The sequence below is a fragment of the Paenibacillus phocaeensis genome, from assembly GCF_900021165.1.
GTDB lineage: Bacteria > Bacillota > Bacilli > Paenibacillales > Paenibacillaceae > Fontibacillus > Fontibacillus phocaensis.
In genome coordinates this window covers 116,038-138,830 of the sequence record NZ_FCOQ01000033.1, presented here as the reverse complement: position 1 = coordinate 138,830, position 22,793 = coordinate 116,038, and the positions used below count along the sequence as shown (strand labels likewise).

The 22,793-nt window shown below is 56.4% G+C and carries 22 protein-coding genes and 1 riboswitch; of the genes, 20 read left to right on the top strand and 2 right to left on the bottom strand.

The genetic code is table 11. The features are described 5' to 3' along the window. The 3 genes from cbiB to BN3795_RS21925 form a co-directional block, all read left to right on the top strand. The coding region (cbiB, locus tag BN3795_RS21935) for an adenosylcobinamide-phosphate synthase CbiB (protein ID WP_110945303.1) at positions 1-616 on the top strand (616 nt) is incomplete at its 5' end. Positions 617-689: 73 nt separating this feature from the next. Next, entirely contained in the window at positions 690-1,430 is a 741-nt protein-coding gene (locus BN3795_RS21930) for a histidine phosphatase family protein (protein ID WP_068786821.1), read from the top strand. Then, positions 1,414-2,361, top strand: coding sequence for an MsnO8 family LLM class oxidoreductase (locus BN3795_RS21925; RefSeq protein ID WP_068786820.1), 948 nt, complete (start codon positions 1,414-1,416; stop codon positions 2,359-2,361). Before BN3795_RS21930 ends, BN3795_RS21925 begins: the two co-directional genes overlap by 17 nt. 243 nt (positions 2,362-2,604) lie before the next feature. Here the strand turns inward: BN3795_RS21925 and BN3795_RS21920 are convergent, their stop codons facing one another. Beyond that, positions 2,605-3,786 (bottom strand): YhgE/Pip domain-containing protein, encoded by a 1,182-nt coding sequence (locus BN3795_RS21920; RefSeq protein ID WP_068786819.1) that lies wholly within the window; start codon positions 3,784-3,786, stop codon positions 2,605-2,607. Positions 3,787-3,903: 117 nt separating this feature from the next. Continuing rightward, the gene (locus tag BN3795_RS21915; RefSeq protein ID WP_068786818.1) at positions 3,904-4,683 is read right to left on the bottom strand and encodes a nuclear transport factor 2 family protein; all 780 of its coding nucleotides are present in this window, start codon (positions 4,681-4,683) and stop codon (positions 3,904-3,906) included. Between the two features lie 198 nt (positions 4,684-4,881). On the opposite strand from BN3795_RS21915, the gene BN3795_RS21910 reads away from it, so the two are divergent. From BN3795_RS21910 to cobS, 17 genes are all read left to right on the top strand, one after another. Then, positions 4,882-5,487: a TetR/AcrR family transcriptional regulator gene (locus BN3795_RS21910; RefSeq protein ID WP_068786817.1), complete on the top strand. Its 606-nt coding sequence runs from the start codon at positions 4,882-4,884 to the stop codon at positions 5,485-5,487. A gap of 42 nt (positions 5,488-5,529) precedes the next feature. Then, positions 5,530-5,832, top strand: coding sequence for an ArsR/SmtB family transcription factor (locus tag BN3795_RS21905; protein WP_068786816.1), 303 nt, complete (start codon positions 5,530-5,532; stop codon positions 5,830-5,832). Between the two features lie 135 nt (positions 5,833-5,967). After that, positions 5,968-7,152: an MFS transporter gene (locus tag BN3795_RS21900; protein WP_068786815.1), complete on the top strand. Its 1,185-nt coding sequence runs from the start codon at positions 5,968-5,970 to the stop codon at positions 7,150-7,152. A 231-nt stretch (positions 7,153-7,383) separates the two neighbouring features. Further along, positions 7,384-8,742: an extracellular solute-binding protein gene (locus BN3795_RS21895; RefSeq protein WP_068786814.1), complete on the top strand. Its 1,359-nt coding sequence runs from the start codon at positions 7,384-7,386 to the stop codon at positions 8,740-8,742. A 138-nt stretch (positions 8,743-8,880) separates the two neighbouring features. Further along, entirely contained in the window at positions 8,881-9,771 is an 891-nt protein-coding gene (locus BN3795_RS21890; protein WP_068786813.1) for a carbohydrate ABC transporter permease, read from the top strand. 17 nt (positions 9,772-9,788) lie between these two features. Then, on the top strand, positions 9,789-10,613 hold the full coding sequence (locus BN3795_RS21885) for a carbohydrate ABC transporter permease (RefSeq protein WP_068786812.1): 825 nt from the start codon (positions 9,789-9,791) through the stop codon (positions 10,611-10,613). A gap of 78 nt (positions 10,614-10,691) precedes the next feature. After that, a complete protein-coding gene (locus tag BN3795_RS21880) occupies positions 10,692-12,464 on the top strand; it encodes a cache domain-containing sensor histidine kinase (protein ID WP_068786811.1) in 1,773 nt (590 codons plus the stop codon). After that, positions 12,461-13,669: a response regulator gene (locus BN3795_RS21875; protein ID WP_068786810.1), complete on the top strand. Its 1,209-nt coding sequence runs from the start codon at positions 12,461-12,463 to the stop codon at positions 13,667-13,669. The genes BN3795_RS21880 and BN3795_RS21875 overlap by 4 nt, the downstream gene beginning before the upstream one ends. Next, entirely contained in the window at positions 13,612-13,875 is a 264-nt protein-coding gene (locus BN3795_RS25245; protein WP_110945300.1) for a DUF4130 domain-containing protein, read from the top strand. Before BN3795_RS21875 ends, BN3795_RS25245 begins: the two co-directional genes overlap by 58 nt. A gap of 49 nt (positions 13,876-13,924) precedes the next feature. Beyond that, positions 13,925-14,893, top strand: a complete 969-nt coding sequence (locus tag BN3795_RS21870) for a TRM11 family SAM-dependent methyltransferase (protein WP_068786833.1) — start codon at positions 13,925-13,927, stop codon at positions 14,891-14,893. Positions 14,894-15,054: 161 nt separating this feature from the next. Then, positions 15,055-16,614, top strand: coding sequence for a methyl-accepting chemotaxis protein (locus BN3795_RS21865; protein ID WP_198524794.1), 1,560 nt, complete (start codon positions 15,055-15,057; stop codon positions 16,612-16,614). A gap of 89 nt (positions 16,615-16,703) precedes the next feature. Next, positions 16,704-16,913: riboswitch (cobalamin riboswitch) on the top strand. Positions 16,914-17,158: 245 nt separating this feature from the next. Then, entirely contained in the window at positions 17,159-18,169 is a 1,011-nt protein-coding gene (locus BN3795_RS21860; protein WP_068786808.1) for an ABC transporter substrate-binding protein, read from the top strand. Further along, on the top strand, positions 18,166-19,215 hold the full coding sequence (locus BN3795_RS21855; protein ID WP_068786807.1) for a FecCD family ABC transporter permease: 1,050 nt from the start codon (positions 18,166-18,168) through the stop codon (positions 19,213-19,215). The genes BN3795_RS21860 and BN3795_RS21855 overlap by 4 nt, the downstream gene beginning before the upstream one ends. Beyond that, positions 19,212-20,024, top strand: a complete 813-nt coding sequence (locus BN3795_RS21850; protein ID WP_110945297.1) for an ABC transporter ATP-binding protein — start codon at positions 19,212-19,214, stop codon at positions 20,022-20,024. The genes BN3795_RS21855 and BN3795_RS21850 overlap by 4 nt, the downstream gene beginning before the upstream one ends. A 67-nt stretch (positions 20,025-20,091) precedes the next feature. Further along, positions 20,092-21,207 (top strand): nicotinate-nucleotide--dimethylbenzimidazole phosphoribosyltransferase, encoded by a 1,116-nt coding sequence (gene cobT, locus BN3795_RS21845; protein WP_269800226.1) that lies wholly within the window; start codon positions 20,092-20,094, stop codon positions 21,205-21,207. Further along, entirely contained in the window at positions 21,204-21,791 is a 588-nt protein-coding gene (gene cobU, locus BN3795_RS21840) for a bifunctional adenosylcobinamide kinase/adenosylcobinamide-phosphate guanylyltransferase (protein WP_068786806.1), read from the top strand. The genes cobT and cobU overlap by 4 nt, the downstream gene beginning before the upstream one ends. Next, positions 21,788-22,648, top strand: a complete 861-nt coding sequence (gene cobS, locus BN3795_RS21835; protein ID WP_068786805.1) for an adenosylcobinamide-GDP ribazoletransferase — start codon at positions 21,788-21,790, stop codon at positions 22,646-22,648. Before cobU ends, cobS begins: the two co-directional genes overlap by 4 nt. Positions 22,649-22,793: the final 145 nt, after the last annotated feature.

The following is a 22,793-nucleotide window of genomic DNA, read 5'->3' as shown; positions in this document are numbered from 1 at the left end:
CGCCGCCCGCCGCGCGCTCGGCATGATCGTCGGACGCGACACGGCGCACCTGGATGCGCCGGAGATCACGCGCGGCGCCGTCGAGACCGTCGCCGAGAACATCGTCGACGCCGTCGTGGCGCCGCTCGTTTTTGCACTGCTGGGCGGCGCCCCGCTGGCGATGGCGTACCGGGCGGTGAACACCCTCGATTCGATGGTCGGCTACAAGAACGACAAGTACATCGATCTCGGCTGGGCTTCCGCCCGGTTGGACGATATCGCCAATTACCTCCCCGCGCGGCTGACGGCGCTGCTGCTCTACGTCGCAGCATGGGCCTTGCGGCTGGATGCCCGCGGCGCTTGGCGGGCGGTGCGCCGCGATGCCGCCAAGCATCCGAGCCCGAACAGCGGCTACCCGGAGGCGGCGGTAGCCGGTGCGTTGGGCGTGCGGCTGGGCGGGGAAAATTCCTACCACGGCGTCGTTTCGTTCCGTGCCTATATGGGCGACAAAACCCGGGAGCTGGTGCCCGGGGACGTGGCGAAGACGGCGAAGCTGATGTTTTGGGCAGCGAATGCTACCGTCATTGCAGGAACGGCAGCATGGATCGCGATCGTCGGCAGCTGGAGTTGGATTTAGTCGGATACGGTTCGCTGTATCAACAAACGGGCTTGAATTTGGGCTCGAGGCATTGGCCGGGAGGTGAACGAAAATGAACGCGGAATGGTGGCTGGTTCGTCATGGTCTCACGGCCTGGAACGCCGAACGCCGATATCAGGGCCACAGCGATCTGCCGCTGCTGCCGGATGAGGCGTCGGGTTTGGCAGAGCTGCGCCGGGAGTTGGCGGAGGTGAACTTCGCCGCGGTATATGCCAGCGATTTGCGGCGCTGCCGGGAAACGTTGGCTTGGGCCCGTCCGGACCTGCTGGACGGCGCGCAACTGGACCCCCGTTTGCGGGAAATGAATTTCGGCCGGTGGGAAGGCCAAACGTATGAGATGCTGAAGGATGACAAGCGATACCGCGCCTGGATCGATGATCCGCAGGCTGGAACACCCCCCGGGGGCGAATCCTGGCAGGCTTTTCAAGCACGGGTATCCGAAGTAGGCGAGGAGCTTCTGATGCAGACGATGGCGTTAGCGGGAGAGGCCCCTAGCTCCAACTCCGACTCCAGCTCCGGCAGCTTGGCAATCGACCCGTTGCGCAAGCCGGCGTTCCTGCCGCCAACCTTGCGATTGCATCCGCCTTCGCCGCAACCCGCTTCACAACCCGCTGAGTCTGTACGTTTGCTCATCGTGACCCACGGCGGCGTGATCTCGATGCTTTGCTCGCTGCTGCAGCCGGGTCTGGGTTTCTGGGACACCCGGGTTGGGCCGGGCGGAGTTCAACGTTTGTTCTTTCATGGAGAAGTCGAACCTGAGAAGGAGAAGGAGGGGCATGATGAAGGAGTCTGAGTTGAAGCTGAAGCTAAAGCTTGGCGTGCTGGATTTGGTGCCGAAGCTCCCGGAGACAACGGCAGAGGCGGCGCTCGAACAAGCAATCCGGTTGGCGCGGCAAGCGGAAGAACGGGGATATCTGCGCTATTGGACGGCGGAGCATCACGATATGGAAGCATTGGCCAGCGCAGCGCCGGAGGTGCTGCTGTCGGCGATTGGAGCGGCTACCCGCCGGATCCGTCTGGGGTCGGGCGCCGTATTGCTGCCGCATTACAGTCCGCTGAAGGTCGCGGAAAACTTCCGGCTGCTGGCGGCCTTGTATCCGGGGCGCGTCGATCTCGGGATCGGGAGAGCCCCCGGCGGGGAGGCGCATGCGTCAATGGCGTTAAGCGGCAATTTCCTGGAGCGGGTCGGGCGTTATCCGCAGCTGGCCAAGGAGCTCTCCGACCTGCTTGCGGACCGTTATCGCTACGAGGACCATCCCGTAACCGCAAGGCCGGTTCCCCAGCTTCCGCCTGAACTCTGGCTGCTCGGCACGAATGTCAAAAGCGCGGGTTATGCGGCCGAACTCGGAACGGGGTACGTCTTCGGCCAATTTATGAGCGACAGTGACGGAGCCGAAGTCCTGCGGGCCTACCGCGAGACCTTCCGCCCCTCCGTTCACCGAGCCAAGCCCTCCGCCATACTTTCCGTCAGTGTGATTTGCGCGGAGACCGAAGCCCGGGCGGAGGTTTTGGCGGCGAAGGCGGCGGAAGGATTCCGGGCCCGCGGAGGGGCGCCTTTTCAAGGATTTTCCGGGACAGCCAAGCAAGTCTGCGAACAGTTGGGAAACCTGCAACAGAAGTACCGCAACGACGAGTTCCTGATCGTATCGCCAATTCCTGATTATGAGGAACGGTTGCTCTCCTATCAGCTTCTGGCTGAAGCGTCCCAAGATGAAATGTTGTAAATTTTACAACATTTTCCCCTGATCTTCAGGGGTTCTGACCATAATGTTGCAGAAAGTGCAGCATTTTGATGGGGGGAGGGCCCCTATCACTGCGAAATGCTGTTCGAAATGCAACATTTTGCCGTTAGCAGCCCCCCTTGGACCTCAAATGCTGCATAAAATACAACAATATGAGTTCGGCACCCAAACATCAAACGCATCAAACGCATCAAACGCGTCAAACGGTCTCGCCGCCACACACTTTTAATCCCCTGTGACAGAAGTAGGGGACGCATCTGTCGCTCGACCGGACTTCAATCCGGAAGCGAGCAGCAGGAGCAAAAATCCCGCGGTGACGCCCCACAAAACGAAGGCGTTCGAGCCGGCCGCGTCCAGTCCTCCGAAGTACATCACTTCCCGCAGCCCTCCTGCCGCAAACTGCAGCGGCGTCCACGAATAGATCCAAACTCGCGCCGTCTGCGACAAGAACTCCGGAGCCATGTTCAACAGCGGCATGGAGAAGAACATCAGCAGCACGAGCAGGGGCATGGCCCGGAATCCGATCCAATTCAGCAAGGAAGATTGCAGCAAGAAGAACGCCGATCCGGCCAACCATAAGAACAACCCCGTCTCCCTCGCGTTTGCCAGTTCCATGCCGTACCAAGACGAAGCCATCCATACGGTGAAGCCTGACGCGATGCCAACAATCACAAGTCCCCCGATCGCTTGCAGCGCGCTTACCGCCCATCTCCTTGAACCCGCGGCGACCGCCTTCCGGCTGGCCAGAAACAACATGATCCCGGCCACCAGACTGCCGATCCACAGAATCTGGATCAACAACCCCGGCGCATTCCCCGATGCATTATTCACTCCCGGTGGATGCACGGTTTCCTCCTGCACGGTCACCGGCGTCATTAAAGCCGCAGCCGATTCAACCGGAATGTGCTCCGTTTGCTGCCCGATCTGCTCAAGCAGCGACTGAAACAGTTCCTCGTTTATCATTTGCATCGCTTGCCTCATTCCCTGTCTTACGACCAACGAGGCTTGGCTGTTCATCCCTTCGTTGGCGATGATCTTCACATTAGGATGAATCGGTGAGGGAGTGGCTAACGAGAGTAAACCGCTGCTCAGATCGGCCGGCATCACCATTGCTCCGTAATATTCGCGTTCATCCATTCCTTCCCGAGCCGTTTCTTCGGAATCCACGATATGCCAGACGAACGGCATGGCCGGGTCCGACACCAGCTTTTCCCGAATCATTTCCCCAACCGTCTTCAATCCCCCTGTCGGTAGTTCCGCCGGCTGATCCAGGACAACGAGGGCGACCGGGATCTCCTTTGGCTTCGATCCAACCACCGATCCCATCATCGCTACCCCGAATACGGTCAACACGATCAGAACGAGCGCTAATCCCAACCACGTCATTTTTTGTGTCAGTATTTTCATGATTCTCCCCGTATCTATTGGATTATCAAATTTTCCATTCAAGTACATTCGTGAAGCGAAAGACATCACCGTAATTCCATTCGGCGATGTCTTTCTTGCGATTCAGCTACACAAACTTCAAAATCTACGGTTCGAATTATTTCGTTTTTCTTCCGGCAGAATGGTCTCGATAACGTCCCAATGCTCGGCGATCTTTCCATCCTGTACGCGGAACAAATCGTAGAATGCGGTAGGTTGACCGTTAAATTGACCTTCACTCCCGGTAAGCACAAAATCGCCTTGCCCGATGACTTGATGGACATGAGTATATTGAAACTCGACATTTCTCTCCTTCAGTGCCTGCAATGCCGCGTGAAGGCCGGAAAGGCCGTCTGCAATATGCGGACTATGCTGAATGTAGGTATCTCCATCAAAGTAAGAGGCAAGCAGATCAGGGTTCTTCCCGAGCAAGATATTCTCAACATAGCTTTTGACTAATGATTTGTTGGCCTCCGTCTTATCGATATCCTGAATCGTAACCGGTCCGTCAATCATCGTATGATGGCTTGGTGTTTTCTCCACCATCTCTTGCAAATTGTCCCAATGTTCAACGATGAGGCCATTCTCAAAACGGAAGATGTCAAAAGCGATCTTAGGGCCGTGAAAATGATATACCGAATGAAGAGCCACCACATTTCCGTCAACTAAAGCCCGCTTAACGCTTACCTTTGTCCCTATTTCCTTTAAATGATCCAGTGCGCCAAGCATAGCATCACGACCATCGAGTAAAGCCTGGTTGTGCTGAATATATTGATCCGGATGAACGTAAGCCGTAATCGCTTCGGGGTTGCCGCTCTCAAAACTTTCCAGCACGGCGATGGCCTTACGAACAAGCTCATTTTGAGGGTTGAATGTCATTGAAATATCCTCCTTGGATTTTTGGTCATTAGATAAATAATGAACAATTCGTTGTTTATTTATCTATCGCACATTATAATTGAGGTTAATCTATCACTCAATATTTAATATTTTTAATTTTGAAGTATAATAGACAACTCGTATTTACTTTGTCGCTTAACGATCTAAATCAATAGAGATGGAGGAAGAACGAAACCCATGAATAAGAAAACCGACCTAAGAATACGGCGTACGAAACAATCGATTCGAAAAGCGTTTTATGAGCTTATTCAGGAAAAAGGATATGAAGCGATCACGATTCAGGATATTGCCGATCAGGCGATGATCAATCGAAACACGTTCTATCTTCACTACCAGAACAAGCCCGATTTATTGGATACATGTATGAATGAACTGTTAAGCGAATTAAAGGAGGCGGTCGTTCTTTGTCCGATCAGCATGAGTCCGTTCAGCCTTTCTTTACTCGAGACCGTCATGCAAACGGTACTGGAGCATATTTCGCTAAATATAACCTTTTACCGTTCCATGCTAATTGAAGAGAATCGAATCTATCCGTTTCAAGCGAAAATGGAGAATATCATTAAGGATAAATTAATGGAGGGGTGGAAACCTGCTCAGGACAACTCCGTATTGGCGATATCCAAGGAATTGCTGATTGAATACCTCGGAGCGGCTTTCATGGGGATCGTAATTTGGTGGATTAAAAACGATAAGCCCCTTCCTGCGGATGAGGTTTCGTCTCAATTTAGCCGAATCGTTGCCTACGGGCATCTAAGAGCTGCCGGCATCGCTGTCGAGGAATAAGACCATATTGACATATCGCAAAATGTAGATATAATACAAAACATGGATCCAATTGAAGTGTTCAAGGCGTTGTCTAACGAGTCGAGGTTACAGATTTTACAGTGGCTTAAGGAACCCGAAAAGCATTTTGTGCCCCATGAAGGAGTGGATATGAGGGAAATCGGGGTGTGTGTCAGTCAAGTGACGGACAAGCTTCACATGACGCAGTCGACAGCGTCGCAATATTTGTCCATTCTGCAGCGGGCCGGACTGATTCGAACCGAGCGAATCGGCAAATATACGTACTACAAACGCAACGAAGAGAAAATAAGCGAATTAGCTGATTTCTTAAATCAGAAACTCTAATCTGAACTGAATACCTCACACGTATTCAGTTTTTTTTCGGCCCAACAGATCGACATATTGCGATATATGAATTTATCAAAAGGATCCTCATGTCGGTAACGATTCATACAACAAAAAGAAGGAGAAGTGAACGTATTGTCTAGCACGTGGAAAGTTTATTTATTGGCATTAGTTACTTTTTTGGTGGGTACTTCCGAGTACGTTATTTCCGGCATCTTGGATAAGATCTCGGATACCCTGGGGATTTCCGTTACCTCTGCGGGGCAGTTGGTCACGATTTTTTCCTTTGTGTACGCCATTGGCACCCCGATCCTGATGGCGCTGACTGCCAAGCTGGAAAGACAAAAACTGCTGGTTTGGGCGCTCGGGATCTTCGTGATCGGGAATATCCTGTCTTTCGTTTTACCTGGCTATGCCTCGTTTCTCGCAGCTCGCGTCATCATGGCTCTGGGTGCGGGAATGGTTGTGGTAACCGCATTGGATATCGCCGCAAAAATTGCCGCCCCCGGCAAACAAGCCAGCGCGATTGCTACTGTGGTGATGGGCTTTACGGCCTCCTTGATTATCGGTGTGCCTCTTGGACGTATCGTTGCAGCACAACTCGGATGGAAATCGGTTTTTGGCATATTGGCACTGGCCGGTCTGGTGGTGATGTTCGTTCTGTACGCCATCCTCCCTCGAGTTCAAGGGGATAAACCGATGCCGTTGTCCAAGCAGCTTGCCTTCTTGAAAAACGGAAATGTAGCGCTGGGGCTTGCGATTACCTTTTTCTGGCTCGGCGGATACTCGATCGCCTACACCTACATTTCACCATATCTGCTGGATGTTGCCGGATTGAAGGAAGGGGTATTGAGCGGAGTGCTGTTGGCCTTCGGTATCGCCAGCCTGCTCGGATCCAAATTCGGCGGTTTCAGCGCGGATAAATGGGGGGTGTTCCCGACACTGTCAGGGGGATTGCTCTTGCACATCATCGCGCTGCTTCTCCTCTCTCTATCCGTTGTTTATACACATTCGTGGCAGCTGATTGTCATCCTCCTGATCTTGTGGTCGTTTGCGGCATGGTCCTCCGGTCCAACGCAACAAGTCAATCTGGTTCGGATTGAACCGAATTATTCTGGAATCATGCTGAGCCTGAACCAATCCATGATGCAGTTGTCCATGGCGGCGGGCGCTGCAATCGGCGGCGTCATGATCGAACGGGTGTCTCTGCCCTCCATCACCTGGGTCGGGATGGTTGGTGTCGCTGTTGCGATCGTGGTGGCGTCGTTCTTGAGAATGCGAATGAGCGCCGGCAGGGAAAGTATCGGAGAAATGAATTGAAGTTGCACCTGATAGCAGATGACGTCATGCCTCATCCTCCAATTTTCGGAAGATGAGGCATGACCCATGAATAGACCCGACAAGCCCCGCCCCTCAATCCCAATTCCAAGGAAAGAGGGGAAAATTCTACATACCTAAAAAAAACCTACCGGATATCCAAAGTTCGCGCCTTGTTGAAAGCGCTTAAAGACATAATAATGAGTTTATCCTAAACACAGGGGGCATGATTCGATGGTCAATAAGAAGCTATGGAAAAGAACCTCGGCAATCGCTTTAACCGCCGTGCTGGCGCTGAGCTTGTCGGCTTGCGGAGGAGGCAACACGGCGAAGAACAACGCGGCGGCGAACGAGCCGGCCGGAAACGGGGCAAAGAGCGGGAGCGGCGGCGAGAAAATCACCATCACGTTCCAGAACATTTACCCGGACCCCGCAACTCCGTCCTATAAAACGATCCATGCGCTGGTCGAAGAGTATGAAGCGGCGCATCCCAACATCCACATCGAGCTCGACACGCTGAATACCGACCAGCAAAAAATCAAGCTCAAAACGCAAGCGGCCTCCAAAGAGGTGCCGGATATTACGATCGTGAACCCGGCGGCGCAAATGAAACCGTTCGTGGACGCCGGCTTACTGGCGCCGCTGAATGACATGCTGGACCAAAACGGCCTGAAGGACACGTACCAAGCGGGCCTGCTCGATTACTACAGCTTTGACGGCAACGTGTATGCCCTGCCGGACGGCAACAATATCGAAGTGGTTTACTACAACAAGGAACTGTTCGAGCAAGCCGGCATCACCAAAACGCCGGAAACGTTCGACGAATTCCTGGCTGATGTGAAGATCTTCAAAGAGAAAGGCATCACACCGCTGGCGATTGGGGAGAAGGATTCCTGGACCGGTTCGTTCCTGTTCATGAACATCCTGCTCCGCACCAATGGCGGCCCGGGCTTCCTGCAAGACGTAATGGACGGCAAGAAAACGTTCGAAGACCCGGCCTTCATCGAAGCCGTCGACAAATTCCAAGAGCTGGTGCAAGCCGGCGCGTTCCCGGACGGCGCGACTTCGATCGACGCAACGGCAGGCGGCAACATCTTCAAATCCGGCCAAGCGGCCATGTGGGTGATCGGCTCCTGGGAGACGGGGGCGATCGACGCTTCGTCCGTTGCGGGCAAAGTCGGCGCATTCCAATTCCCGACGGTAAACGGCAAAGGCGATCCGAACGAGTTCATGGTGGCGCCGGGCAGCGCATTTGCGGTGTCGGCGAACAGCGAACATCTGCAGGAAACGAAGGACTTCCTGAACTTCTTCACCCTGAACTTCCCGAAGAAGCAGTTTGAGAACAAAAATGCGGTGGGTCTCGGTCAGAAGGTGGACGGCGACCTGAAATCCGCCGGCTACTCCGATCTCGCCATCAACGTGGCTGAATTGTTCAACCAAGTCAAGGGCGGCGACCTGGCGTTCGATAATACGATGAATCCGGCAACGGCGCAAGTCCACCTGAGCAGCATCCAGAACCTGTTCGTGCAGAAAGTGGATTCCGCTCAAGTGGCCAAGGAGCATCAAACCGCCTTTGAAGCCAACAAGCAGTAGGCCTAATTCGATAGCCCTTATCCAAGAACCACACCTGATATTCTAAAAAAAGTTACCTTTCCATCGATGCGAAGTAGCCTTTGGAGCATTCGTGCCGGAGCGCTTCTTCGCATCGCATTTCTATTGGGGGGCGGAGAGATGAAAGTACTGAAAGTGCCCGCACGCACAATAGCCGTCTTCGTATTGCCTTGTCTGTTGTTGTATGTGTGCCTGGTATTCGTTCCGATTATCGTATCGTTTGGAACCAGCTTATTGAATTGGGACGGGATTACCACCGCGAAATTTACGGGGTTGTCCAACTTCCGCGACATGTTCTGGAACGACCCGGTCTTCTGGCCGTCGGTCCGGAGAACGCTGCTTTATGCGGTCGCCTCCATGCTGGAGATTCCGCTTTGCTTGTTTTTTGCGATTTTGCTCAGCCGTTATGTGAAAAAGGGAAATACGCTGGCGTCGATTTATTTTACGCCGGTCATTCTATCGGTCGTTATTATCGGACAACTCTGGAAAACGATCTATAACCCGACCTCAATGGGCGGGATGTTGAACGGCGTGCTCATTGCCCTCGGACTGGACAACTGGACGCATAACTGGCTGACCGAACCGAAGATCGCCATGTTCAGCTTGTATTTCGTATCGCTGTGGCAGTATTTCGGCTACCATTTGCTGATCCAATACACCGGGGTGCAGAACATTCCGGACGAGATTTATGAAGCTGCGAAAATCGACGGGGCGGAAGGTTTCAAAGCAGACCGTTACATCACGATGCCGCTGATCGTCCCGATTTTTAAAATATCGATCGTCCTGGCGTTTATCGGCTCCCTGCAGGCGTTTGACCTCGTGATGGTCATGACGGCCGGCGGTCCGGCGCATGCCACCGACGTCATCTCGACGCATATGTACAACAGCTCGTTCCTGTCTTTGAAGTACGGGTACGGCAGCGCGATCGCCACGTTCCTGGTTCTGTTGTGCCTGATCTGCACGGCGATCATCAATTCCATCTTCAATAAGCTTGAGAAGAAATACAGCTAGCCAAGGGGGCGAGGTTCATGCGTAAAATCAAAAAAGGAATCGTATACCTGCTTTTTGCGATTCCGGTTGTTACTCAGCTGTACCCGCTGTTGTGGCTGCTGCTGTATTCCTTGAAGACGAATGAGGAGATCATGAGCGGGAGCTTCTTCGCTTTGCCGAAGGCGCTGCAGTGGCACAACTACAAAGACGCTTACGAGTCCGGCAGCTATTTGAAATATTTATCGAACAGCGTGATGGTCACCGCGGTCACTATGATCTGCGTGATCCTCCTCAGCTCGATGGTGGCGTACGCGATTTCACGGTTCCGCTGGAAGTACGGCGGCTTGGTGATGACCGTGTTCCTGATGGGGATGATGATCCCGATGCAGGCCACGCTGCTGCCGCTGATGGTCATTTTCAAAAACGTGGATATTCTGAATACCCACCTGTCGCTCATTTTGCCGTATATCGCTTTTTCCACGCCGATCGCCGTGTTTATCCTCAGCGGGTTCATGAAGAGCATCCCGGCGGAAATCGAGGAGTCGGCTTTTATCGACGGGGCGAGCATTTACCGAATCTTCCGCAGCATCATCATCCCGGTATCGGTGCCGCCGATGATGACGGTGTGCATTTTGACTTTTATTACAATTTGGAACGAATACATTTTGGCCGCGACGTTTATTTCGTCCGAGAAGCTGAAGACCTTGCCGTTTGGGGTATACACCTTCGTCAGCCAATACTCCGTGAACTACGGGGCGATCGGCGCCTTCCTCGTTATGGGCGCGCTGCCGGTCATTCTGATCTATTTCTTCCTGTCGAACCAGATCACGAAAGGGATGGTAGCCGGGGCCGTCAAAGGATAACGGGTTCATCTTGCAAAATAGGGATGCGGACTTATAATGGAGGAGCAGCAAGACGCGAGGTTGGGAGGGAGAAAACAGTTGCGAAACAGCTTTCATTCCATAAACCATCGGTTGTTTTTGCTGTTTCTTTTTTGCATGTCGGGCATTTTGCTGATCGTCAGCCTGCTTTACTATAATCGGACCACGGAGCAATATCACGAGAAGATCAGCGACCTGTCGCAGAAGAACGTGGCCCAGACCGCCGGGCTGTTCAGCCTGCTGTACGAAGGGTACGACAGCTTGTCGAAGTCGATCACGAACAATTTCGAAATGATCCGCCTGCTGAACGAGAAGACCGACGAGCCGGCGGTAGCTTATATCAACGAGCAATCGATCACGAATATTATCGGGGCGATCTTTTATTCGCGCGACGATCTGGTGGGCATCCACGTCATCACCAACCGGGGAAAAATCTACAATTACGGCAACTCCATGAACGTGCTCGATTCGGAGTATCCCCGGGAAGAATGGTACCGGCAGCTTCGCGATTCGTCGGGGAAGCTGGTATGGCTTGGGGTTTATGCCCAATCCCTGATCGATTTGAACGAGGACAGTCCGGTGTTCGCGTTCGGACGGCAAATCTACGATTTGAACGAACACAAGCCGATTGGGATTGCTCTTTTTGAAGTGAATCCCGGTCCCGTGCTGGAGGCTTTGGATAATCTCAAGCTGGGAGAGCACAGCGAGGTCTATTTGATCAACCAGCAGGGCAAGGTCGTCTCCTCGCTGACCGAACCGGCGCCGCTGCTGCCGAACCTTCCCAAGCTGGAAGGGGTCGGCGATTTGGTGGTGGAGCAGAAGGATTCCGGAATCACGGTTGCCTCCCGGCTGCCTTTCTCCGACTGGTCGGTCGTCAGCTTGACGCCTCGCCAGGATTTAAACGTCGAACTGGTGGAGACCAAACGCTATTTGCTGATCGTCATTTCGATCCTGATCATCGTCTCCGCCGTCGTGGCCAGCCTCGTGTCGCGGACGATCGCCAATCCGCTGAAGAAGTTGATCCGCGAGATGAGGCAGGTCGAGGTTGGGAATTTCCGCGGGATGGTGAACGTGTCTTCTTACCAGGAGATCAACATTCTCGTCGCTTCGTTTAACCGGATGGTCAGCCGGATCGAGGAGCTGATCGAGCGGATCAAAATTTCCTCGGTCAGCGAGAAGAACGCGGAGCTGCAAGCGCTGCAGTCGCAGGTGAACCCGCATTTTTTGTATAACACGCTGGACATGATTTACTGGCTGCTCGATGAGAAGGGGAACGACCGCTTGGGTGAACTTGTCTTATCGCTGTCTTCAATGTTCCGCTACAGCAGCGAGTGGAAGGATGGAGCGAAGGTCACGCTGCGCGAAGAGCTGGAGCAGATTCACCATTATTTGACGATCATCTTGATCCGGCTGGAAGGCCGGCTGCGGGTGGAAATGGATGTTGATGAACGTTGGCTGGACATCCGGCTGCCGAAAATGACCCTGCAGCCCATCATCGAAAATGCCGTAAAATACGGGCTCGAATCCCTGAAACGCCAAGGCGTGCTGAAGCTATATACGCAGGAGGTTGGGGACCTATTGAAATTCGTTGTGGAGGATAACGGCAACGGCATGGAGGCCGAGCGGCTGTCCGGATTGCAGCAGACCTTAAACCGGCAAATTTCGAAGGAGTCCGGTACGGGAAGCAGCGGCATCGGGCTGCAGAACCTGCATCGCCGGCTGCAGCATATGTTCGGCGAACGCTACGGTCTGGAGATTGAGAGCATTCCCGATGAAGGAACGAAGGTAGCCGTCATGCTGCCGCTTCCGATGGAAGGAGACGTTTCGAAGTGAATATTCTGATTGCCGATGACGAACGGGCGATTCGCGAAGGAATCAAGCGGACGATCAAACGGATCTACCCGGAATATGCGGTAGATTTGGCGCAGGGGGCGGAGGATGCGGTTAAGCTGATGGGCGAGAAGCGATTCGACATCGTGCTGACCGATATTTTGATGCCGGGGATGAACGGGTTGGAATTCATGCGCATCTCCAAACGCAAATTCCCCCAGGTCAAGTGGGTGGTTATCTCGGCCCACAGCGAATTTGCCTATGCCCAGGAAGCGGTGCGGCTGGGGGCCCGCGATTACCTGCTGAAGCCGATCGGGAAAACCCGGCTGCAGGAGATCATCGGCGACCTGGCGGCGGAAATTCGCGAGGAGGGCGAGCTGATCAAGGAAGAGGAACTTTTGAAAGCCAATTTGAAATATTTGCGCGAAGGCGTGTTTCAGCGGCTGGCCTCGGGCCTGGATATCGGCAATCTGGACCTGACTCCGTTTATGGAGGACTATCTCAGCTTTTATTTGATGATGGTCCAGATGGATGCCGGGGATAAAAGCGTGCGGCTGGAGCATTTTATCGTGGAAAATGTGCTGTCCGAGCTGATCGAGCGCCACGGCCGGGGGTTTGTCGTCAGTTACGACCGTCAAAGCTTGCTGGGGCTGATCACGCCGCGGGAGCCGGAGCGGATCGAGCGGTTTCAGGAAGAAGTGAAAGAGTATATGAGGCATTATTTGAAGGTGCCTTTTCAGATCGTCCATTCGGGCCTGAACAATGACTTCAAAGCTGTCCCGCAGGTGGTCATGCGCATGAAGCAGGCTTCCGATGCGCCGGTGACCTTGCTGGATCCGCCGAAGGGCAGCGGGGAGAAAGCCATCGATGTCGCTTTGCAATATATCAAGGAGCATTACAACGAGGACCTTTCCCTGGAAAAGGTCGCTTCCCTCGTCTATCTGAATCCGGCCTATTTCAGCCAACTGTTCAAGCAGAAGGTCGGGCTCGGCTACAAGGAGTACGTCACCTCGCTCCGCCTGGAGCAGGCGAAGCAGCTGCTGCTGAACCCGAAGCTGAAGGTGGCGGAGATCGCCGAATACCTCGGCTATCAGGACATCCGCCATTTCGCGCAGATGTTCCGCAAGAAGTATCACGTCACGCCCAATGAATACCGCCAGCAACAGAATATCAATATTTTGCTGACCAGCGGCGGCAAGCCGGAGTAGTTTGTCAAAAGGGGGAGGCTGCAAAGAGGGACGTCTACGAGAAGCTTGCGCTGCCGGAGGCGGGGGGACAGGAGCTGACGTACCGCCGGTTATGGAAGCGGTTTTACGATACGATGGCGATCCGGGAACGGCTTAATCCGCGGGCGCAAATGTCGCATATGCCTAAGCGCTATTGGGCGCGGTTGACGGAAATGCGGAAGGTGTGAAGGTTCTGGTACAATGGGGAGACAAGCCTTCAGAGAGGATGTCGCCCGATTGAACCCGAGCTATAACTTGAATTCACCCCCCATCACGTATATATATCCTTTTGCCAGCCATGAGAGCGAGCGGGAGCTGTGCCTGATGGAGCAGCGCAGCTTGTTTGGGCAGGCTTCGGAGGGAGCGGCCTATCTCGAGAGTCCGCTTCGGCTGCCGCCCAATCGCAGCCCGTTCGCGCAGCTGCGGTTAGACGTATTGTTTGCTGCGCCTACCCTGGCTGAGCTGGGTGAACGGGCGTCGCTACTGGATTTGGAGGGGCTTTCCTTCAAGGTCCGGTATCTCAAACACGGACGGCGGCAAACGTATGAAGGGGAGCGCGAGGCGGAACGCCGGATCGGCGCCCGGATTCGCGGCATCGCGGAGATGCGCGACCCTGAGGTGACCTTGGGTCTGTTGGCGCGGGAGGAAGACTGGGTGCTCGGAATAAGCCGTGCGGCGGAACCGGTCTGGCTTACGCACAAAGAGAAGCCGAACAATTATTCCACCGGCTTGACGACCGTGGTGGCCCGGGCGCTGGCCAATATCGCCGTACCCGCCCCGGAAGGCAAGCGGGCGATCGACCCGTGCTGCGGCATGGGCAACGTGTTGATCGAAGCATTGTCGATGGGCATCGATATCGTCGGACGGGACATCAATCCGGTGGCGGTCCGCGGCGCCAGAAGCAACTTGCGCCACTTCGGTTATGACGATTCGAAGCTCGTGGAGATCGGGAACTTAATCGAGCTGGAGGGGGCGTACGATGCCGCAGTCGTCGACCTTCCCTATAATTTGTGCTCGGTGCTTCCTACTGCGGAGCGGCGGCGGATGCTGGACAGCGTGCGCCGAATCGCCGCCCGGGCGGTGCTCGTCTCCACGGAGCCGCTGGAACGGGATATCGCCGAAGCGGGGCTGGCGATTACGGATCGCTGCACAGTTCGCAAGGGCCATTTCGTCCGGCAGGTTTGGGTCGTTCATAGAGAAATGTAACGTCATGCGTTATATTTCTCTTTTTCTATTTATAGAAATCCGTCGATTATTTGCACAGGGGATCGAAATGCCCAACTTTTACCTTTTTATGACCCTGGTCCTATTTTATAATGTTAGCAAAATTCACACATAGGGGTGGGGACATGGAGGGGCTCCGTTGGTTGGGGAAACATGCTGCCTGGTTTGGCGCAGGCTTGGCGGTGGTTCTTGTGGTTTCAGCGTTAGGCGGGACAGCGCCATGGTACATTACGGTTTTAGCGTTATTGATGCTTCTCTGCTGGGGGTATTTGCTGCTTCCCCGGGGAGCCGGCCGGGAGACTGCACCGAAGGCCGGATGGCTAGGGGACAAGGGACTTGCGGCAGAGACCGGTGAATCTCGGCGGGAAGAGGCCGAGTGGACGGCGGTCTTCAACGAATCGCGGGTGGCGGCAGACCGGCTGCAGGCGGCGGTGGGCGAAGTGAACGAAAGCCTTGAGCAACTGCAAGAACTGGCTGATACGGCGGCGGAGGAGGATTTGAAGCTGAAGTGCAGCAGCGAGCGTTCGCTGGAGCAGGTTCAGGAGAGCCTGGCCGCGATGGAGGAGGTTGCCGCTTCGGCTTCCCAAATCCAGGACGCCGCCGAGCATCTGCTCAGCCGCAGCGAGCACACCCGGGCTGAAGCGGTGCGCATGGCCGGGGCGCTGGAAGCGGCGGACGGGACGATGCGTTCGCTGGCCGACGCCCAGGAATCGATTGCCGGGCCGATGGAAGAACTGGAGGGAAACACGCGAAAGCTGGGGACGTTGTATCGGAGCCTGGAGGAGATCGCCGGCGAGGTCGCTTTGCTGGCGTTGAACGCGTCGATCGAGGCGGCTCGCCTGGGGGCTCAGGGCAAGGGGTTCGACGTCGTTGCCGTGCGCATGCGCCAGCTGGCGGACCAAAGCACCGAGGCGATCAGCCGCTCTGCGCCGTTATTTGGGCAGATCGCTGCGGATGTTGAGCGAGTGAAATCCTCGCTGAAGGGAGGCCGGGATTCGGCGATGGAGGGCATTGCGCAGATGAAGCGCATGGGGGAAGATATCCGTCTCATCGCGGAGGAGGTTGCCGGGGTGAACGGGCTGGTCGCCGAGACGGGACAGCGAAGCCGGGAACAAGCCGAGCTGACGCGGAACATGGAGGCGATGCTGGGAGAGGTGCATGAGGCTCTGAACCGCAGCATTATCCATGTGGAAGGCGCACTGACTCGAATGGAATCCGAGCGGGTGCATATCTCGAAGCTGAAGACGGTGGTCCTGGGCCTCGACCGGGCCCAGGGCGAATTGATGGTCTCGCTCAAGTCCGTCCATTCCGCCGCGGATACCGCCGCCGGGGGCGAAGACGCGGCGGCGCTGGGACAAGCCTATGCCCGGAAGCTGCTTGCGGCAGCCGAACTACCGCGGTTTCTGGCGATGGACCCGCTTGAACACCGGGCGGCGCTGGAGGAACTCCTGGCCGCAGAGCCCGGTCTGGAAGCGGCCTGGTCGAATCGGGTGGACGGTTCCTTTGTCGTGTCCATTCCGGAGGCCGGCTTGCTGAACGCTAAGGGTCGGGACTGGTTCCGCCGGGCGCTGGCCGGGGAGACGGTCGTCTCCGAGGTATATATCTCGGCGATTACGAAACGGCGCTGCATTACGCTGGCCGTGCCGATTCGCCAGGGCGGCGAAGCGATCGGCGTCCTGGGAGCCGACCTGTCCTTGGAGTGATGTCGAATCCATGCCGGTACGGATTGGATATTGTCAGTTTTCCGCTTTTCCCCTATAATCCAAGAGAGAAGAAAGCCTGAAGACAAGCGTACAAATTGTGCCCGTAGGTCCTGAAGCAGCGGTGAGGAACACCGCGTGCGCTTCGGGTTAATAGGGAAGCCGGTGCAAATCCGGCACGGTCCCGCCACTGTAAACAGGGACGAGCTCACGATGCCACTGTCGCCCGCGAAGGGGGATGGGAAGGCGAGCTTTCGTCGATACCTGGAAGTCAGGAGACCTGCCACGGGAATTCAAGACGGTCCTTCGAGGAAAGGATAACGTTCTGCTGAGAGCATCATGACTTGGCGCCGGATCGTGGAGCCTCTCCACTTCGAAAGCGTACGGCATGACTTTGTAGACGTAACCCCATCCGCCAGGATTGGGGTTTTTCTTTGTTGCCGGGAGCAAGTTCGGCGGGGCTTGACGTCCCGCTGCACGACGTACCGCTGGAGCGCAAGGCGAATCTTTTCTTTACCGAAAGAAGACAAAAAGGGGAGATCCGGAGATGAGAAACTGGAGAAGAATAGGAAGCCTGGGGCTGCTGGCACTGTTGCTGGTGCTTGCGGCCTGCGGGAACAATAACGCGGTCAACCAAGGAACAGGGAATGCTGCGGAAGCGGCACAGCAAACGCAAAATGCCGGAACGAACGCGGCGGCGAATCAGCCGGCGGCAGGGGAGACGACGTATCCCTATACCGTGACGGATTCCGCCGGCAAGGCGTTTACGTTTGAGGCGGCGCCGGAGCGTATCGTTTCACTGGCACCGTCGGAGACGGAAGTGCTGTTCGCGCTCGGGCTGGATGAGCAAGTCGCCGGGGTATCAGATTTGGACGACTACCCTGAGGCCGTCAAGGACAAACCGCGGATGGGCGGGTTCCAGGTGAACGTTGAAGCGATCGTGGCGGCGCAGCCGGACTTGGTCCTCGCAGCCAGCCTGATCGATGAAGCGACGGTCAAGAGCTTGACGGATATGGGGCTGAAAGTGTTCCAGTCCAATCCGAAGACGATTACTGCGGTGATGGACCATATTCAAACGATCGGCGAAATCACCAACCATCAGGCCGAAGCCGCCGAGGTGGTCGGGAAGATGAAGCAAGAAGTCCAAACGGTGACCGACGCGGTTGGTTCGTTGAGCGAGGACCAGAAGAAGAAGGTTTACATCGAATTCTCCCCGGGTTGGACGGTCGGCAAAGGCGAATTTATGGATGAAATGATCACGCTGGCCGGCGGCCTCAATGTGGCCTCCGATGTTGAGGGCTGGTCTGAAATCAATGAAGAACAGATCATCCAGGCGAATCCGGACGTGATTTTATACGCGAAAAGTGTAGTTGATGAGAACAACAAGACGTTGGCGGACATCATCAAAGGCCGTTCCGGCTGGGACCAAATTACGGCCGTGAAGGAGAATCGCATCATCGCTCTGGACGATAACCTGCTCAGCCGTACAGGTCCCCGTGTGACGCAGGGATTGATCGAAGTGGCCAAGGCTGTGCATCCGGATTTGATCCAGCCATGAAGCGCGGCAGATTAGCCGGGTACGGGGCAATGGGGATGGTGCTGCTGGCGGTGACGCTGCTGTTCTGTATCGGCATCGGCTCCGTCAATGTGCCGGCTGGCGAAATCGCGGCCATTCTTCTGCATCAGATGCCGGGCCTTGACCGTCTGATCACGCCGGATTGGAGCACGGCGGCCGAGCAAATCGTCGTTCAGGTCCGATTGCCCCGCGTGCTGCTGGGGATGCTGGTCGGTGCTTCGCTCGCTGTGGCGGGCGCCGGCTTTCAGGGCGTGCTGCGCAACCCGTTGGCGGATCCGTTTACGCTGGGCGTATCCTCGGGTTCGGCGATCGGCGCGGCGGTGCTGATTTTTTTCGGATGGCAGTTTTCTCTGCTTGGCATCTTTACGTTGCCGATGGTCGCCTTCGTTACGGGGGCGGTTACGTTATGGATCGTCATCTGGCTGGCCCGGGAGAACGGGAAGCTGCCGATCGAGAGCCTGGTTTTGTCCGGCGTTGTGATGCAGTCGTTTCTGGGTGCGGTGGTCTCGTTTTTAACCGCGATGTCGAAGAAGACGATCAATGAGATTTATTATTGGACGATGGGGAGCTTAAGTTTGCGCGGATGGTCGTATACGGCCATCCTTTTGCCGTATTTGGTGCTGGGGGCCTTGTACCTCTGGAGCCGGGCCAAGCATCTGAACCTGCTGACGCTTGGCGAACGTCAGGCCTCTCACGCCGGGATGGCCGTGGAACGAACCAAACTTACCGTGCTGCTCGTCGCCACGCTGATGACGGCGGCCGCAGTGTCGGTGTCCGGCGTGATCGGATTTGTGGGTCTGGTTGTTCCTCATATGATCCGCCTGATTACCGGTCCTGACTACCGGTTGATTATACCGTTGTCCGCGTTGGGCGGGGGGATCTTCATGATGTGGAGCGATCTGGCGGCCCGTTCGCTGCTGGCTCCAACAGAGATTCCGCTCGGTATCGTCACCGCGTTCGTGGGAGCGCCGTTCTTTGGATATCTGCTGTATCGGAAGAAAAAGCAGAGGGAGGAGGAACTGCGTTGATCGAGACGTTGGGAATTGCGAAGTCATTTGGCCGGCTTCAGGTGTTGAAGGACGTGAGTTGGCGGGTTGGCAACGGCCAGTTTTGGGGTTTGATTGGACCTAACGGAAGCGGCAAAACGACTCTGATCAACCTGATCTCAGGCGTGGAGCAGCCGGATGCCGGTTCGATTGCGCTGGGCGGACGCCCTCTGGCGTCCTACTCGCGTAAGGAGTTGTCGCGCAAGGTCGCCGTTCTCCAGCAGGACGGGCTCCCGTCCGTGGCTTTTACGGTTCGCGAGGTCGTGGAGATGGGCCGGTTTGCTCATCAGGATTGGCGCGGCAGGGAGATTGGAGGGGCGGCGGCGGGACGCCGATTAATCGACGGAATTATGGAACGCCTCGACCTGAAAGAACTGGAGCATCGTCCGCTGAGCGTGTTGAGCGGAGGGCAGCGGCAGCGGGTGGCGCTCGGAAAAGTGATGGCCCAGCAACCCGAACTGGTACTGCTGGATGAACCAACGACTTACCTGGACCTGCGCTACCAGATGCAATTTATGGAGATGGTGGCCGATTGGCAGCGGGATGCCGGTCTCACCATCGTTTCGGTGATGCATGATTTGAATTTGGCTGCGCTGTTTTGCAGCCATTTGCTTGTGATGAGCGGCGGACGAATTGTGGAGCAAGGTGCGCCGGAAGAGATTCTGTCGCCGGAGCTGGTCGCCGCGGTGTTTGGGGTTCAGGCGCATCAAGTCATGCATCCGGATTCGGATGTCCCGCAGCTGCTGCTGCGCCGGGATCGATCAAGATCAGGTCATCACGGACGGAACTGACCGGCAGAAGGTTGAACATCGTCATACGGATGGGCAATAGCGAGGTTAAGAAAGGGGATTAACGGTTATGGGATACGATTCAGTTGAGCAGCTCGCTCAATCGATCACTCCGCTGGATGAAGCGGCGATGGAGGCCGCCCGGTTCCATCTGGACCGGTTGACGAAGCCGCCGGGAAGTCTCGGCAAGCTGGAAGGCTTGGCGGTGAAGCTGGCGGGCATTACGGGGGAGGTTCGGCCGGCTTTCCCGAATCGTTCGGTGATCGTGATGGCCGCGGATCACGGCGTCTGTGAGGAAGGGGTTAGCGCATTTCCGGCGGAAGTAACGCCGCAGATGGTGCACAACTTTCTGTCCGGCGGCGCGGCGGTAAATGTGCTGGCGCGTCAGGCGTTGGCCGACGTCGTATGCGTAGACATCGGAGTGAACGCGGAGCTGTCGCACCCGGGGCTGGTTCAGCGGAAGCTACGTTACGGTACGGGGAATATGGCCAAAGGACCGGCGATGAGCCGGGAGGAAGCGGAAGCGGCCATCCGTGTCGGTGCCGAGGTGGTAGATGACGCGTTCTCCCGAGGCGTTCGGCTGTTCATCACCGGGGAGATGGGCATCGGCAACACCACGGCCAGCGCGGCGATTATGAGCAGCCTGACGGGGATCGCGCCGCAGCAGAGCGTTGGACGCGGAACCGGAGTCAACGATGAGCGGCTGCGGCATAAAATGGCCGTCGTGGAGCGGGCGCTTGAAGTGAATCGTCCAGATGCGGGCGATCCGCTGGACGTGTTGGCCAAAGTGGGCGGACTCGAGATCGCCGGATTGACCGGCGTTATCTTAGGGGCGGCCGCCCGCCGCTGCCCGGTCGTGATTGACGGCTTCATTTCGACCGTCGCCGCGCTGCTGGCGGTACGCCTGCAGCCCGAAGCGGCCGGTTATCTGATCGCTTCACACGTCTCCCACGAGCAAGGACACCGTGCGCTTCTGCAGGAGCTTGGCCTGAACCCGATGCTGGAGCTGGACATGCGGCTTGGGGAAGGCACAGGCGGCGTGCTGGCGCTGCATCTCGTCGATGCGGCTTGCCGCATCGACGCCGAGATGGCGACGTTTGAAAGCGCCGGTGTCACGGACGGCGGACACGGTGGGCACGGCGGGCAAGCTGCTGAAGACGGGAACGACAAGGAGTCAACGCGATGAAGATCGTGGTGACCGGCGGCGCCCGCAGCGGCAAAAGCACGTTTGCCGAGCGCTGGGTGATGAAGCAGGCGAAGTCTGCCTGCTATATCGCCACGGCGCAAGCGTTCGACGATGAAATGAGGGCCCGAATCAACCTGCACCGTCTCCAGCGGGAGCAAAGCGGGTTCGCCTGGACGACGCACGAGGCACCGCTGGGGCTGGCCGATCTGCTGCATCAGTTGGGCGAACGGCCGGTTGATCAGGCTGGAGCGGTGGAAACCGGCGAATCGTTCGTGCTGATCGATTGCTTGACCTTATGGCTGTCGAACGTGCTGCTCGGCGCAGGGGATCAGCCGGGGGAAGCGGATGCGGTCCTGGCGAAGGAAATCGAGCGGTTGACCGCCGCTGTTGAAGCTTTCCCCGGCACATTGATCATGGTAACGAACGAGGTAGGCAGCGGGATCGTGCCCGAATATCCGCTTGGCCGGCAATACCGGGATTGGGCCGGCCTGCTGAACCGTACAATGGCGTCTATCGCAGACCAGGTTTTTCTGGTTACAGCCGGAATTCCTATTGAGCTGAAAAGCCGGGAGTATCGCTTATGACCGCTAAGCCGGATCGCGAAGTCCCCTCACGGGCAGACAAGCCTGGAGTAATGCAGCCGATGCTGGCTGCTTTTCAGTTTCTGTCCCGCTTCCCGGTGCGGGCCGAACTGGATTTTACCCCGGAATTGCTGCGGCGGAGCATCCCCTATTACCCGCTGGTTGGCCTGGCGATTGGCGCCTCCATTTTGGCGGTCAGCTTGCTCACCTCGTGGCTGCTTCCTCCGCTTCCGGCAGCCGTGATTGCCTTAATTCTCTGGGTTTGGCTGACCGGCGGACTGCATCTGGACGGTTGGATGGATACAGCCGATGGGTTGCTTAGTTACCGACCGCGCGAGAAAATGCTCGAGATCATGAAAGACAGCCGGGTCGGCGCCATGGGCGTGTTGGCCTGCGTCCTTCTGCTTCTGCTCAAGGCCTCGTTGTTGGCATCCCTCTTCCAAGGGGGGAGCCTGACGATGGGGCTGGCGCTGTTGCTCGCGCCACTGTGGAGCCGCTGGTTCATGACCCGGGCGATGCATCGATGGCCCAAAGCTCGGCAGGGTGAAGGGTTAGCCGCACAATTTCATGGCTTTGGCGAACGTGACGCCTGGGGGAGCACCATCCTGGCGGTGACCTTATCCGTTATGGTGCTGTTGATGACCTTGCTCCTGTCGCTGCGAGGAGCGAATGGATCTGCTCTGCTGCTGCGCTCCTTGCTGTATATCGGCTTGGCGCCTTTCATTGCCTGGGCAGTGGGGACCTGGGCGGCCCGGCGGATCAGTGCCAAGCTGGGAGGGTTGACCGGCGATACCTATGGAGCGCTCGGCGAAGGGCTGGAGGTAGTTTTGCTGCTGCTTGCCGTGTTGATCCTGCAGTAATGAACTGAAGTTCAGCATCAATAGGAACCGGCCAGCCGTTTGTTGTTTTTGCGGCAGGGAGGGGGAGGGGGGCTGTGGATGTTTTCGGGCGCCTTTTGCACCATTATCCCATTCAGTCAGGTTGCAGAGAAGACGAGCTGGGTCG